Consider the following 13,610-nt stretch of genomic DNA (forward strand, 5'->3'; position numbering starts at 1 on the left):
TGTGGGGCCGGCGCCTGGCGGTCGAACGCATCCGTTACATCTCCCGGTTCTCCGACCACCTGATGCTGCTGTTGCTGGCGGCGATCGCGCTCAGCGGCCTGACCCTCAAGTACGTCGCCCGGACCGACATCGTCGCCCTCAAAGAGTTCATCATCGGCCTCCTCACCCTCGACTGGCGACCGCTGCCCGCCGATCCCCTGGTCCTGATCCATCTCGGGCTGGTCGTGGTGCTGATGGCGGTACTGCCGTTTTCCAAGCTGCTCCACATCCCGGGCGTCTTCTTCAGCCCGACGCTGAACCAGATCGACGACCCGCGCGAGCGCCGCCGCGCCGCCCCCTGGGCGGCGGATCCGAACGCCCGGCGGCGGGGCTGAACGGGAGCCGTCCGTGGCCAGAGAACGATACCAAGCCCCCGAACTGAAGGACTTCCTGGAGCTCCCCGCCCTCCGGGAAGGGGCCACGGCCCACCTCAAGCCCTACCCCGCCTCGCCCGAGCACCAGCATGCCCTGGGCTTTCCCGGCGAACTGGTCGACGGCTGGCAGGACGCGGCCGCCGCCAAGCTGGGCGAGCTGCTGGGCCGGTACCGTTCCCTGGAGGTGTTCCTGGATTCCTGCGTCGAGTGCGGGGCGTGCGCCGACAAGTGCCAGTTCTTTCTCGGCTCCGGCGACCCCCGGAACATGCCGGTGGCCCGCGCCGACCTGCTGCGCCGGCTCTACCGCTGGCACTTCACGGCCTCCGGCCGCCTGGCTCCCGAGCTGGTCGATGCGGCGCCGATGAGCGAGGAAATGCTGAACGACTGGTACGTCTACTTCCACCAGTGTTCCCAATGCCGCCGCTGTTCGGTGTTCTGTCCCTTCGGCATCGACACCGCCGAGATCTCGATGGCGGCGCGCGAGATCATGAACCACATCGGAGTCGGCCAGAAGTACGTCAACGAGGTGCTGGGCAAGGTCCACAAGATCGGCAACAACCTGGGCCTGCCGGGGCCGGCGCTGGTCAACACCCTCGAGGAGCTGGAGGAGGAGGTCAAGGAGAGCACCGGCGTTAACGTCCGGTTCCCCCTCGACGAAGCCGGCGCCGAGGTCCTGCTGGTCACCCCCTCGGCCGATTTCTTCGCCGAGCCCCACGTCGACGGCCTGATCGGCTACGCCAAGGTTTTCCACCAGGCCGGCATCCGCTGGACGCTCAGCAACCATGCCTCCGAGGCCGGCAACTTCGGCATGTTCATCGGCTCCTACACGCAGATGCGCAAGGTCGCCATGCGGATCCGCGAGGCGGCCCTGGAGCTCGGGGTCCGGCGCATCGTCTTCGGCGAATGCGGCCACGCCTGGCGGGTCGCCTACAACTTCCTCAACACCCTGGCCGGGCCGTGGGACTTCCTGGACCCCGGCTATCCGGTGCCCCAGCACATCTTCGAGGTCACCCACGAGTTGATCGGGCGGGGCGCCCTCGCCCTGGACCCCTCGGCCAACGACCGCATGACGGTGACCTATCACGATTCGTGCAACATCGCGCGCGCCTCGCGGATGGGCGACAGGCCGGGCGGCCAGTTCCACATTCCCCGCCAGGTGATCAAGGCCAGCGTCAACCGGTTCGTCGAGATGAACCCCGCCACCACCTTCGAGAAGACCTTCTGCTGCGGCGGCGGCGGCGGCCTCCTGACCGACGAGCTGATGGAGATCCGGATCCAGGGGGCGCTGCCGCGGATGCAGGCCCTCAAGGACGTGGTGGACAACGACGGGGTTACCCACATGGTCGCCGTGTGCGCCATCTGCAAGGCCCAGTTCACCGGCGTGCTGCCCTATTACGACTTCGATCCCGAGATGATCGTCAGCGGCCACCAGCTGGTCGGCAACGCCATCCGGCTGGGCACCAAGGAGTGACGGTAATGGCCGATTCCGCCCTGACCTACCGCCGCTACCGGGACGGCGACGACAGTCCCGGCGAATGGCGCGAATGGATCGTCGTCGGCGGCGAATCCGATCTCTGTCCGACCTATGTCCACCGCACCCCGCCGTGCCAGGGGAACTGTCCCTCCGGCCACGACGTACGCGGCTGGCTCAACATCGTGCGCGGCCTCGACACCCCTCCCGAAGGCGTCTCGTGGCAGGAATACGCCTTCCGCCGGATGACCGACGCCAACCCCTTCCCGGCGCTGATGGGCCGCTGTTGCCCGGCGCCCTGCGAGGACGGCTGCAACCGCAACCAGGTGGAGGACCACGTCGGCATCAACGCGGTGGAGCACTATATCGGCGACTTCGCCCTCGAGGCCGGCCTTGCCTTTCCGCCGCCGGAACGCGAGACCAACAAGAGGGTCGCCGTCGTCGGCGGCGGCCCGGCCGGCCTGTCGTGCGCCTACCAGCTCCGCCGGATGGGCCATGCCCCGGTCGTCTTCGAGGCCAACGCCAAGCTCGGCGGCATGCTCCAGTACGGGCTCTCCACCCACCGTTGCCCGCGTCCGGTGGTCGATGCCGAGATCAAGCGCATCCTCGACATGGGGATCGAGGTCCGCGTCGCGACGCGAATCGGCGTTGATGTCTCCGCCGACCGGCTTGACGCGGAGTTCGAGGCCGTCTTCTGGGGCATCGGCGCCCAGGCCGGACGGCCCCTGCCGTGCCCCGGCGCCGAGGCCGCCAACTGCATCGACGGCCTGGCCTTCCTGCGCGCCGTCAACCTGGGCCAGACCACCCGTCTTCCGGGCAAGGTGCTGGTTATCGGCGGCGGCGACACGGCGCTCGACTGCGCGGCGGTGTCGATACGGCTCGGCGTCGAGGCGGCCATCGTCTACCGCCGCTCCATGGCGCGGGCGCCGGCGGCGAGCGATGACATCGAAGACGTGATCGCCGAAGGCGTCGAGTGGCGCCAGGAGCTGGCCCCGGTCGAGGTCATGCGGGGCGAGGACGGCCTGGCCACCGCCCTGCGCGTGGTCCCGGTGGAGTGGATCGACAACAAGAAGATGGTGCCCCGCGACGGCGAGGAGTTCGACATCCCGTGCGCGATGATCGTCGCCGCCACCGGCCAGCGGATGGACCTCGCCGGGATCGAGCGCCTGGACAACGGCGAGGGCTGGATCGATTTCGACAAGGTTTTCGGGATCGCGGGCCGGCCGGGCCATTTCGTCGGCGGCGACGCCATCGCCCCGGGGCTGCTGACGACGGCGATCGGCCACGGCTGGAAGGCCGCCGAGGGCATCGACGCCTATCTCCGCGGCGAGGAGCCGGCGCGCCGGCCGAGGGTCGATGTCCATCGTTTCGAATTCCCCCGCGCCGGGGGCGCCGACCTCACGCTCCACAACCTCGAGGACCGCGCGTCAGTCGAGACCGTCGGCCACGACAACCTGTTCCTCGGCCATTTCACCTATGGGGAACGCAACCGGCGCCGGCGCGTGGAGATCGCCGCCGAGGCCCTGGTCGGCAACTTCGACAACCGGCTCATCGCCCTTGACGAGGAACAGGCGGTCGCCGAGGCCGGGCGCTGCATGGACTGCGGGTTGTGCCTGGAGTGCGACAACTGCGTCATCTACTGTCCCCGGGACGCGGTGTCCCGGGTGGCCAAGGACCGGCGGACCATGGGCCGCTACGTGGAGACCGACTACGGCGCCTGCATCGGCTGCCACATCTGCATGGACGTCTGCCCCAGCGGCTACATCCAGATGGGGTTGGGCGGATGAACCCGCTCCGCGTCCTTCCCGCCGTCGCCGCGGCGGCGTTGCTGTGGGCGGCGTTGCTGTGGGCGGCGTCGGCCGAGGGCGAGGAGGGGAAATGCGTCGCCCCGGTGGACGTCATGCGCCGCTACCATATGGATTTACTCTTCCACCAGCGCGACGACACCGTGCGCCGGGGCATCCGCGACGGTCGCTACTCCCTCAAGGGCTGTGTCTCCTGTCACGCCGTTCCCGACCCGGCCGCCGGCGGGGAACCGACCGTCCGTCCCTTCTGCGAGACCTGCCATGCCTACGTGGCGGTCCGCATCGACTGCTTCCAGTGCCACACCGCCAAGCCGGGGAGGCCGGGCAGATGAACCGCCGCCGCCGGAGGCTGGTCGGCGCCATCGCCGGCATTGCCCTGGCCCCGGGGATGGTCCTGGTCGCCCCGGCCGGCGCGGTCTCGGCCAGGGTGCGCTGGGGGCTGCTCATCGACACCACAAAGTGCAAGGACGGCTGCCAGACCTGCGTCGAGGCCTGCCGGAACGAGAACGGCTGGCGGCAAAGCGGCGATATCGACACCGACCCGCAATGGATCCGCATCGTTACCGTAAGCGACCGCCAGGGCGGCGCGACCCGCCGCCTGCCGGTGATGTGCCAGCACTGCCGCCGTCCGTCCTGCGTCGACGTCTGCCCCACCGGCGCCTCGTTCAAGCGGGCCGACAACGTGGTCCTGGTCGACAAGCACATCTGCATCGGCTGCCGCTACTGCATGATGGCCTGTCCGTACAAGGCGCGGTCCTTCGTCTTCTCCGAGGTCGAGGACCAGAAGCCTCACGCCCCGCGCGGCAAGGGGACCGTGGAATCGTGCACCCTGTGCGTCCACCGCATCGACGACGGCCGCATCCCGGCCTGCGTCGAGGCCTGTCCCGGCGCGCTGACCTTCGGCGACCTCTACGACCCCGACAGCGCCATCTCCCGGCAGGCCTCCCGCCACCTCGCCACCCGCATCCGGGCCGACCTGGGCCTCGAGCCCGGCGTCCTCTACCTGGGTTTGTGAAGGGAGGAGGACGGGACCATGAAACGCTTCGTCTACCGGCAGATCGCGGGCCGCGGCGGCGACTACGTGACCCTGCTCTTCTGGCTGTTCCTGTTCGTCGCCGCCGGCCTCGGCGCCGCCTGGTACGTCGATGACCAGGGCCACCAAGTCACCGGGATGACCAACCAGGTGGTGTGGACCCTGCCCCACGTGGTCTCGGTGTTCCTGATCCTGGCCGCCGCCGGGTCGTTCAACGTGGTCACCATCTCGCGGCTGTTCGGGCGTCGGGCCTACTGGCCGCTGGCCCGTCTCTCGGGACTGCTGGCGGTGGCCCTGCTGGCCGGCGGGCTGTTCGTGCTGGTGCTGGACCTGGGACGGCCCGACCGCCTGTGGGTGGCGATGAGCCACTTCAACTTCAAATCGACGCTGGCCTCGAACATCTTCCGCTACGCCGGCTTCGTGGCCGCCATCGGCGTCTTCCTGTGGACGGTGATGGAACCGCGGATGAGTCGCTACAGCCGGGCGGCCTGCCTGGTCGGGTTCCTGTTCGGCATCTCCCTGAGCACCGGGATCGGCCTCGAATTCGGCTTCCTGGCGGCCCGCGAGGCCTTCGATTCGGCGCTTCTGGCGCCGATGTTCGTGTCCCTCTCGCTGGTCCTCGGCCTGGCCGTCTTCATCCTGGTCCTGACGGCCTGTCATGTCTGGAGCCGCCGGCCCTTGGGGAAGACCGTGGTGCGCCGCCTGGGGAACCTGCTCGGGGTGCTGGTCGGCGTGGTGCTGTATTTCACCGTCGTCCACCACCTGACGACCCCGTACGCCGCCGAACATCGGGGCATCGAACGTTTCATCCTGCTCGAAGGCGGCGTTTACACGGCCCTGTTCTGGGCCGGTCAGGTGGCGCTCGGGGGGCTGGCCCCGCTGTTCCTGATCTACTATCCGAGGACCGCCGGCTCGCTGGGGGCGGTCGTCGTCTCGGCGCTGCTGGTGGTGATCGGAGGCCTGGCCCAGATCTACGTCCTGATCATCGGCGGCCAGGCCTATCCCATGGTCCTGTTCCCGGGGATGGTGGAGGCCAGCGTCATCGACGGCCATATCAACGCCTACGCCCCCAGCCTGCCGGAAGCGGCCCTCGGGGCGGGCGGGGTCGCCTTGGCCCTGGCCATCGTCGCGGTGGCGGTCAAGGTCCTGCCGCTGCTGCCCGAAAGCCTGGCCGACGAACCCGCCGAGTGAACCATGGCCCACCTCTACATATCGGCGGCCCACAAATCGTCGGGCAAGACCGTCGTCACGACGGGCCTGTGCGCCGCCATCAAGAAACGCGGCCTTGCCGTCCAGCCCTTCAAGAAGGGTCCCGACTACATCGATCCCATGTGGCTGGGCGCGGCCGCCGGGTGCCCCGATATTCGCGCCGCCATCGACGGCGGGCTGCCGGCCTATGTAGCTTCGCAAATCTCATATGTCGAGGGATCATTGGCGATATCTACTATCATACTGCCGATCCAACGCCCGCACGTAAAATGTGCTCCACACCTTCTTGCTGAGCGGATGAAGCCAGTCGGCCTCTGCCTCCGCGAAGCCGGGCTGGGGGAGTTGGTCTCCTACTGCCAGGCCAGATGGGAATAAGCAATCCCATCTGGCCCCAATGCTTTCTGTAACGCCGAAACGGGAACTACTTCTTGGCAGCGGCCTCGATAGTCTTGACCTTCTTCTCGAGCGCCTTGATTTTCTTGTTGACGCCGGCGAAGTTGTACCACTGCTCGCCAGCAACGGGATAATCCAGCTGGGAGCCGTAGACTCGCCATGATTCATCCCAGTTCGCGGGGTCCTTGAACCCGAGCAGCCTGAGTTGCAGGTAGGTCATGGTCGAGCGCGTTCCCGTCTGGCAGTAGGCGACGGTGCGCTTGTTCTTGTCCAGGGACGCGAATTTCTCCGCCACCACGTTGGGGTCGAAGTAAGAGATCGGCCCCATCTTCCCTGTCTTCGGATCCTTCGCCTGGGCCAGGGTGTCCAGATGCGAGACATTGAGGTCCGTGTTGGGGACGCGACCGCCCCGGATCGCCCGTATGTCCTTTCCTACGAACTCGGCCTTGGTCCGGGAATCGAGAAGCTGCACGTCTTTCAAGCTCCCCGTGGCGATCCGCAAAATCTCCTCGGTTTCGCTATAGGCGCTGGCTTTCACGTTGGCCTTGAAGGTGGCTGCCTTCCTGATGGTCGGCTTGGCTTCGAGACGGTTGCCCGCCTTGCGCCATGCGTCCAGGCCGCCGTTGAGGACATGGGCCTTGTCGTGGCCGAGATATTCGAGAATCCAGAATCCAACCGTGGCGTCGGTTATGGTTCCAATACCGTCATAATAGAATACCACATGGGTGTCGTTGCCGATGCCCACCTTTCCCAGGAGACTCTCGTATTTTGAAATGTTCCGAAAGGCTCTGGCGGTGACGTCCCTGAGCGCCTTCTTGCACCGCTTGCCGAGGCTTATGGCGCCGGGGATATGGCCTTTGGCGTAGGCCTTCAGGGCCCTGCAGTCGATGACCGCCCAATCCGCCTTGCCGATGTTCTGTTTCAGGGTTTCCGCCGACAACAGCAGATCGGGGTTCGCCCATTCCGCGGCCTTGACCGTTGCGCTCCAACCTAACAACGAAAGAGCCATAACGCCGGCGGCGAAAGTCCGCCAAATAGATAGCTTGATCATACTTTTCCTCCTCTGTTTTGGACTCCGTTGACATTCCGCCTCTCCCCTGGCCCTCGATGCGGGGGCGGACGGTTTCATGACAACACTTTACCTGTTAGCCCTTCTTGACCGAGGGCTTAACGGTCTCGCAATAGAGCGGAATCGGTGATTCCCCTGTTGGCAAGGCGGGAGGCGCCCGAAACCAAGATACTGCATGGCACCTCCCCTTCCTGCCACAGGAAAGCATGGCCACGCTCATGTGCGTTCACACAATGTATTTTCTCTTTAATATATTAGATTCTTCAATATTTCAACATTTCAAATGGAATTACCCATGCTCGCATCAGCTCGCGCCGCGGCTTTCCCTAACTCTCGACATCCTCAAGACCGACAAGGAACGGCCCCCGTCCTACTACTGAGCATCGATGCTACGCCGTCTTGCCGTGGCCGGCGCTGTTGGCAACCCACACCGGCTTCTATAGTATCGTTGTCATAGGACGATGGCGCCATTTATCTCCTTAATAATTCCCAACCGCAACGGCGAAGCGACGATCGGACTATGCCTTGAAGCGGCCTTCGCGTCCAAGTACGAGCCCTTCGAGGTGATCGTCGTCGACGACCATTCCGAGGACGAGTCCATCGAGGTGATCGAACGGTTCCCTTGCAAGCTGATCCGCCTCGACCGGCATGGCGGAGCCTCGACCGCCAGGAATACCGGCGCCGCGTACAGCCGCGGCGAGGTTCTTTTCTTTACCGACGCCGATTGTCTTCTGGAAGAGGGCTCCCTCGCCGTTGCGGCGAGGTCTTTCTTATCGTACGGGCCCGGCGTCGTGATCGGGGGGACCTACACCCAACAGCCCTACGACCAGGGCTTCTTCGGTCATTTTCAATCCATTTTCATCAACTACTCGGAGTGCAAGAACATCGACCAGGCCGACTATGCGGCCGCCCACGTGATGGTCATCGACTCCGAGACGTTCCGGAGGAACCGGGGCTTTCCGGAGGGTTTCCTGCCGGTGGCCGAGGATGTCGAGTTCAGCCACAGGCTGCGCCGGGCGGGATGCCGCATCGTCATAAACCCCCGCCTTCAGGTCCGTCACATCTTCAACTTTTCCCTCTACCGGTCCCTGCGCAATGCCGTCTTCAAGTCCATGAATTGGACCATTTATTCCATTAAGAACAGAGATGTCTTCGCAGATTCAGGAACAGCATCTACTGAATTAAAAACAAATGTCGCTTTCTTCTTTACTAATGTTACTCTACTACTATTGTATGTAATTTATAATAATTCCTTGATATTGTATTTGATGACCCTGCCTATTGCCGGCAGTCTATCGGTTAGCAGGGGCCTGATCATGGCGTTTTTCAAGGGTGGAGGGGGCGTCTTCGGGGTTGCGGCAGCGGCGTATTATCTGTTCTTGTATCCCCTGGCCGTAGGCGCCGGCGGCTTCGCCGGCGTCGTGCGATATCTCGCCTTCGGACACAGCCAACGAAAGGGCGGATGACGATGTATTCCCCCTTGCGTCACATTCCATCGATTTTCCGGAAAGGCCGGCCGATCCAGTTGACCTTCTTCGTGACCAGGAAATGCAACGCCAACTGCCCCTGGTGTTTCTATCTGAGAAGCGCCGACGGCGCGGCCGGCGACGGCGAGGACCTGTCGTTGGACGAAATCCGCAGAATCTCCCGGTCCCTGGGGCGGCTGTTGTGGGTCGCCTTCTCGGGAGGCGAGGTTTTCCTGCACGACGGCCTGGTGGAAATGAGCGCGATCTTCCACGACCAAAACAGGCCTCCGATCATGCTGTTTCCAACCAACGGCCTGTTGCCGGAAGTGATCCGGGATCAGACCGAACGGATTCTCCTGCGTTGCCCGAAAAGCGTGATCGTCGTCAAGGTCTCGGTCGATGGGCTCAACGGCGCTCACGATGCGTTGCGCGAATCGCCCGGCGGTTTCGACAAGGCCATGGAAACCTATCGGTTGCTGGGCGATCTTCTCGACAGGTATCCGAATCTCGAACTGGGAATCAACACCGTCTTCTTTTCCGAGAACCAGCACCGGATGGACGAGATCATCGATTTCGTCGCGGGCCTCGCCCCCCAGGGCACCCATACGATCTCGATGGTCCGCGGCAATCTCCTCGAGGAACGATACAAGACGGTCGATGTCGAAAAATACCGTCGCGCCATAGACCGTCTGGAGCATAACTTGAGGAACCGGACGGCCAACATTCACAAGTTCGCGGGCGCCCGTCTCAAGGCCGCGCAGGATATTCTGCAACGTCGATTGATCCATCGAACCCTGATCGAGGGTCGCCGGCTGGTTCCCTGTTATTCGGGAAGGTTGAGTCTGGTCCTGACCGAATCCGGCGAGGTCTATCCCTGTGAAATCCTAACAACAAGTTTCGGAAACGTGAGGGACCATGGCTGCGATATGGGGAAGATGCTACGCTCGAAACAAGCCAAAGAAGTATTGAAACCCATTATGGCCAGCGCCTGCCACTGCACCCACGAATGCCATTTCATCATGAACATACTGTTCAATCCGAGGCTGTATCCCGCGCTCCTCAAGGAGTACCTCAATATAAGCGGTATTCGCCCGGCGCCCGCCGTGGCGCCGGCTTCCCCCGATGAAAAAGCATCCTGTCCATCCACAGCCAAAACAGGCTCCGCAGGCCCGTGATGGCGGTCTTGCAGTCGCTCCAGCTCCGTATGGCGCCAAGCCTGCGGACAAGGAACGAGGGCCGCGAATAGAATCTCCGGAAAGCCAACTGTCGGGCCTTCAGAATCTCGTCTCTGGTCATGGTGTGGGGGACGAACGCCGCGCCCTGATAGGTGAAGTCCAGGAGATCGCCGGAAACGGCGCCATATTCCTCGGCGCGGTCGTACAGCGGCGTCCCGGGGAACGGCGTGATGGCGTGAAAGTTGGCCAGGTCGGGATCCAGTTCGACGGCGAAATCGATGGTTCTGAGGGCATCGTCAAAGGTCTCGCCGGGAATTCCGAACATGAACGGCACGCTTACCCTAAGACCCACCTTCTTGGCCGCGCGCACGGCGTTGCGTATCTGATCGAGGGTGATGCCCTTGCGCAGCGTGTTGAGGTTCCTTTGCACGCCGCTTTCGCCGCCGATCAGGATCGCCCAGCAGCCGGCGTCCTTCATCGCCGCGAGCAGAGGTTCGTCCACCTGGTTCGCGCAGGCCGAGGCAAACCAGGTGAAGTCGAGGCGGCGGCGCTTGATCTCGCCGGCGAGCCGCATGGCCCGGCCATAATCGGCGGCAAGGGAATCATCAATGAACTTGATTTCGCGGTAGCCCTGTCTGAGGCACAGTTCGATTTCTTCCAGCACGTTTTCGACGCTGCGAAAACGGACACCGCGGGTTCCGCCCTTTCTCTCCTTGTCGATCTGGAAACAGAAGACGCAGCGCCGGTCGCATCCTCTCGAGGTGGTGATGACGGCGACAGGCTTTCTTCTGTATGTGGCCGGCGCCGGGATGTAGCGGCTTCCGTCGCCCAACAGCTCCCGGGCCGGGAAAGGCAGCCTGTCCAGGTCGGCGATCAGGGGCCTTGGCGGGTTGCGGACGATGTTGCCGTTTTTCCTGGCCACCACGCCCGGAACGCCTACCAGATCCATTCCCGATCGGAGCCGCTTCAGGATCTCGACGACGGTTCCTTCGCCCTCACCGACGACGACCGCGTCGATCCCCTCGCCTCCATCGCCCAGGCACCCGTCCTGTGCCACCGTTGGATAGGGCCCGCCGACGCAGGTCAATATCTGCCGGTCGAGCGCCTTGATATCGGCCGCCGTCCTCACCGCTCCAGGCCAGCCGAAGGTCGTCGAATAGATGCCCGCGAAGTCGGGTTTCATTCGGTCGACCCGGCGCAGTATGGCTTCGTGAGTCAAGAACGACCCGTCGAGGAACTCGACCTCGTGGCCGGCCTCGACAAGGGAGGCCCCCACGTAAAGGGTTCCGAGGGGCTGCCAGTAATTGATTTGCGAGCCGGCGGTCCTGGTCGAAAATATCTCCTCGGGCCTCCAGGCCGGGATGATCAACGCACATTTCATGGGCGCGCCTCCGCCAGGGCCGATTCGTCGCAGCCGTGGGAGCGCAATTCCGGATTTCCGGCGATGATCTCTTCGGCCGCGGAGATTCCCGATTCGATGGCGTGATCCATGTTGAAATACCTGAACGTCCCGCCCCGTCCGATCACCCGCAAGTTCCCGAATGTCTCCAGGTAATCGCGGATTTTCCGGCGGTTCTCGTGGTGGCTGACTTCAAAGACAGGATAGGCGTTGGGAATCCTCAGGACCAGGCTGTCGATCACCTCGTGCCTGAGGATGAACCCCAGGCCTTCCAGGCTGGCGACGGTGGTTTCGACCAGGGCATCATCAGCCGTCCTCCAGAGACCGTCGCCGCGGAAGCAGAAATGCTCGGTGACCAGGAGGGTCTTTCCCTCCGGGGCCATTTTCGCGCTCCAGTTGGTCGGTTCGTGTATTCGCCCGAACGGTATCTGGCGCCCGGGCACGTATATCCAGGTCAGGTCGGTAACCCTCGGACGGTCGATCATGACCGTGACCATCAAAAGGTCCCGGAATCGAAGCCCGGCCGCCGCCTCGAGGATCTCTGCCGGCGGTTTCGGATCGAGCAGGCGCACCAGGGTGTTGAGGGGGATGCTGGAGACGAATTCCGCGGCCCGGTGGAGACGGGTTTCGTTCCCCTTTCGCACCGTCACGCTATCGATCTTGCCGGTGGAATGATCGACCCGCACGACCGTTGTGTCGGTCAGAACAGGGTTGTTTCTTTCGATTTCCCGCCGCAGTCCCTCGGCGATCATCCCGATCCCCAACGGAGGAAAGAGGAACTTGCGGGCAAGAGTGCGCACGTTTCCGCCGCCGGGACCGTACAACGCGTCCCTGGCGGCGACCCACAAGGAAAGGCCCTGGATGCGCCACTCGGCCAATTCCTTGGCGATAAGGCCGCACTCGATGCCCCAGACCTTTTCGCTGTATTCCTTGATGAAAATGTCGAACATGGCGCGGCCGAAACGGTGCACCATCACGTCCTCGAACGATCTTATCTCGGTTTTGCGGAAAAGACGGCGAAGCCGTTCGGCGGAATAATCGAAAAGAATCGCCGACGTTCCGCGGACGCCCAGGCCCCGGAACGCGTTCAACAGTCTCCACGGGTAGTCGAAATACTTTCCGTTCAGGAGGACCTTGCTCGAGCGGTCCACTTCCAGAAAATCACCGTCGAGGATATCCTTGACCAAATCATCGACCCTCTGGTTGTCGGTAATGAACCGGTGCCCTCCAAGGTCGAACCTGAATCCGTTGTGCTCCATGGTCCTGGAAAGGCCGCCGACCGCCCTTTCCCTCTCGATGACGAGTACGTCCGCGCCCGGCCCGGACAACAGATTGCCCGCCGTGAGGCCGGCGAGGCCCGCGCCCAAGATCACCACGTCCCAGGCTTCGCCGTCATTCATATTCAAGGGAGATTCCCGCCGCCTAATGCAAAAGATAGCGGCTCATTCCGACAGCAGTTTCTTGTAATAGTCTTGCATCTCCTCGTCCATTCCGGCGGCCCCGGCATCTCCGTCCCCCGCCCCGGCGCCGTAGCTGCCGGCCTCGACGGCCTCGAAATATCCGGGCTCGACGCCGGTCTTGAACGACACGGAATACCCCAGAAGAGAGGCCAAGAGGCCCACCGTAATAACTGTTAGCACCCAAAGAGCGGTGCGCACTGTACTAGTCATTCACCCTCGCCCTATTCACCCTCGCCCTATTCGCCTTCGGCGGCGAGGCTGCGGTAATACTCCTCCATGGACTCGTCCACTTTGGATTTCAGTCCGACCTCCCCGCTTTCACCGCCGCCCCCTATCAACCCGACCTCGACCATGGGCGGCACGGTGTAGCCTATCAAGTAGCCGATGAAACCCGCCACTATGATGGTAACAATCCAAAAATCGGTTTTCATAACCAACCCACCTCTTAGACCACTAGGCCTTGCGTATGTTCCATATGAACTGGCCGCCCTCCTGGCTCTTTTCGATTATTTCATCGCCCTTGTTATCGCACATGGTGGCGATCGATTCCCCCGACGAGGGGTTGTCGAAGGCGACTTCGATAACGTCTCCGGGGTTCACCTTTTCAAGCGCCTTCTTGGTGTAAATCTGCGGATGCGGACAAACATAGCCCTTCACGTCGAGCAGATAGACGCCATCGGCTTTCTTTTTGAACTTCATGGTCCCAGTTACCTTTTT

General features: G+C 63.3%; 13 protein-coding genes and 1 pseudogene. 9 read left to right on the forward strand and 5 right to left on the reverse strand.

The genetic code is table 11. From position 1 onward, the window contains the following. The 7 genes and pseudogenes from FVQ81_09470 to FVQ81_09500 form a co-directional block, all read left to right on the forward strand. Window positions 1–374 (forward strand): nitrate reductase (locus tag FVQ81_09470; GenBank protein ID MBW7996776.1); only part of this gene is annotated, 374 nt, incomplete at its 5' end. 13 nt (window positions 375–387) lie between these two features. Then, window positions 388–1,884: a (Fe-S)-binding protein gene (locus FVQ81_09475; protein MBW7996777.1), complete on the forward strand. Its 1,497-nt coding sequence runs from the start codon at window positions 388–390 to the stop codon at window positions 1,882–1,884. A gap of 5 nt (window positions 1,885–1,889) precedes the next feature. Continuing rightward, window positions 1,890–3,671, forward strand: a complete 1,782-nt coding sequence (locus FVQ81_09480; GenBank protein ID MBW7996778.1) for an NAD(P)-binding protein — start codon at window positions 1,890–1,892, stop codon at window positions 3,669–3,671. A 113-nt stretch (window positions 3,672–3,784) separates the two neighbouring features. Continuing rightward, complete coding sequence (locus FVQ81_09485) at window positions 3,785–4,021, forward strand: hypothetical protein (protein ID MBW7996779.1); 237 nt, start codon at window positions 3,785–3,787, stop codon at window positions 4,019–4,021. Next, complete coding sequence (locus FVQ81_09490) at window positions 4,018–4,704, forward strand: 4Fe-4S dicluster domain-containing protein (protein MBW7996780.1); 687 nt, start codon at window positions 4,018–4,020, stop codon at window positions 4,702–4,704. The genes FVQ81_09485 and FVQ81_09490 overlap by 4 nt, the downstream gene beginning before the upstream one ends. Window positions 4,705–4,722: 18 nt before the next feature. Further along, window positions 4,723–5,913, forward strand: a complete 1,191-nt coding sequence (locus tag FVQ81_09495; GenBank protein ID MBW7996781.1) for a molybdopterin oxidoreductase — start codon at window positions 4,723–4,725, stop codon at window positions 5,911–5,913. 3 nt (window positions 5,914–5,916) lie between these two features. Further along, a pseudogene (locus tag FVQ81_09500) lies at window positions 5,917–6,081 on the forward strand (cobyrinic acid a,c-diamide synthase). 271 nt (window positions 6,082–6,352) lie between these two features. On the opposite strand, the gene FVQ81_09505 reads toward FVQ81_09500, so the two are convergent. Further along, on the reverse strand, window positions 6,353–7,453 hold the full coding sequence (locus tag FVQ81_09505) for a sulfurtransferase (GenBank protein MBW7996782.1): 1,101 nt from the start codon (window positions 7,451–7,453) through the stop codon (window positions 6,353–6,355). Between the two features lie 401 nt (window positions 7,454–7,854). Between FVQ81_09505 and FVQ81_09510 the strand changes: the two genes are divergently transcribed. Together FVQ81_09510 and FVQ81_09515 are read left to right on the forward strand one after the other, a co-directional pair. Further along, on the forward strand, window positions 7,855–8,859 hold the full coding sequence (locus FVQ81_09510) for a glycosyltransferase family 2 protein (GenBank protein MBW7996783.1): 1,005 nt from the start codon (window positions 7,855–7,857) through the stop codon (window positions 8,857–8,859). Further along, complete coding sequence (locus tag FVQ81_09515; GenBank protein MBW7996784.1) at window positions 8,856–10,034, forward strand: radical SAM protein; 1,179 nt, start codon at window positions 8,856–8,858, stop codon at window positions 10,032–10,034. Before FVQ81_09510 ends, FVQ81_09515 begins: the two co-directional genes overlap by 4 nt. On the opposite strand, the gene FVQ81_09520 is transcribed toward FVQ81_09515, so the two are convergent. The 4 genes from FVQ81_09520 to FVQ81_09535 form a co-directional block, all read right to left on the reverse strand. Continuing rightward, entirely contained in the window at window positions 9,931–11,415 is a 1,485-nt protein-coding gene (locus FVQ81_09520) for a radical SAM protein (GenBank protein MBW7996785.1), read from the reverse strand. The two genes, FVQ81_09515 and FVQ81_09520, sit on opposite strands and share 104 nt — an antisense overlap. Next, window positions 11,412–12,833 (reverse strand): NAD(P)-binding protein, encoded by a 1,422-nt coding sequence (locus FVQ81_09525; GenBank protein MBW7996786.1) that lies wholly within the window; start codon window positions 12,831–12,833, stop codon window positions 11,412–11,414. Before FVQ81_09525 ends, FVQ81_09520 begins: the two co-directional genes overlap by 4 nt. A 296-nt stretch (window positions 12,834–13,129) precedes the next feature. Next, window positions 13,130–13,324: a hypothetical protein gene (locus FVQ81_09530; GenBank protein ID MBW7996787.1), complete on the reverse strand. Its 195-nt coding sequence runs from the start codon at window positions 13,322–13,324 to the stop codon at window positions 13,130–13,132. 22 nt (window positions 13,325–13,346) lie between these two features. Then, window positions 13,347–13,592 (reverse strand): sulfurtransferase TusA family protein, encoded by a 246-nt coding sequence (locus FVQ81_09535; GenBank protein MBW7996788.1) that lies wholly within the window; start codon window positions 13,590–13,592, stop codon window positions 13,347–13,349. Window positions 13,593–13,610: the final 18 nt, after the last annotated feature.

The sequence above is a fragment of the Candidatus Glassbacteria bacterium genome, assembly GCA_019456185.1.
Classification (GTDB): Bacteria; Gemmatimonadota; Glassbacteria; order GWA2-58-10; family GWA2-58-10; genus JAJRTS01.

Coding starts and splice junctions, on each gene's coding strand:
- FVQ81_09535 (MBW7996788.1), bottom strand. CDS start 13,592: ATGAAGTTCAAAAAGAAAGCCGATGGCGTCTATCTGCTCGACGTGAAG.
- FVQ81_09510 (MBW7996783.1), top strand. CDS start 7,855: ATGGCGCCATTTATCTCCTTAATAATTCCCAACCGCAACGGCGAAGCG.
- FVQ81_09530 (MBW7996787.1), bottom strand. CDS start 13,324: ATGAAAACCGATTTTTGGATTGTTACCATCATAGTGGCGGGTTTCATC.
- FVQ81_09515 (MBW7996784.1), top strand. CDS start 8,856: ATGACGATGTATTCCCCCTTGCGTCACATTCCATCGATTTTCCGGAAA.
- FVQ81_09520 (MBW7996785.1), bottom strand. CDS start 11,415: ATGAAATGTGCGTTGATCATCCCGGCCTGGAGGCCCGAGGAGATATTT.
- FVQ81_09490 (MBW7996780.1), top strand. CDS start 4,018: ATGAACCGCCGCCGCCGGAGGCTGGTCGGCGCCATCGCCGGCATTGCC.
- FVQ81_09480 (MBW7996778.1), top strand. CDS start 1,890: ATGGCCGATTCCGCCCTGACCTACCGCCGCTACCGGGACGGCGACGAC.
- FVQ81_09495 (MBW7996781.1), top strand. CDS start 4,723: ATGAAACGCTTCGTCTACCGGCAGATCGCGGGCCGCGGCGGCGACTAC.
- FVQ81_09525 (MBW7996786.1), bottom strand. CDS start 12,833: ATGAATGACGGCGAAGCCTGGGACGTGGTGATCTTGGGCGCGGGCCTC.
- FVQ81_09485 (MBW7996779.1), top strand. CDS start 3,785: ATGCGCCGCTACCATATGGATTTACTCTTCCACCAGCGCGACGACACC.
- FVQ81_09505 (MBW7996782.1), bottom strand. CDS start 7,453: ATGAAACCGTCCGCCCCCGCATCGAGGGCCAGGGGAGAGGCGGAATGT.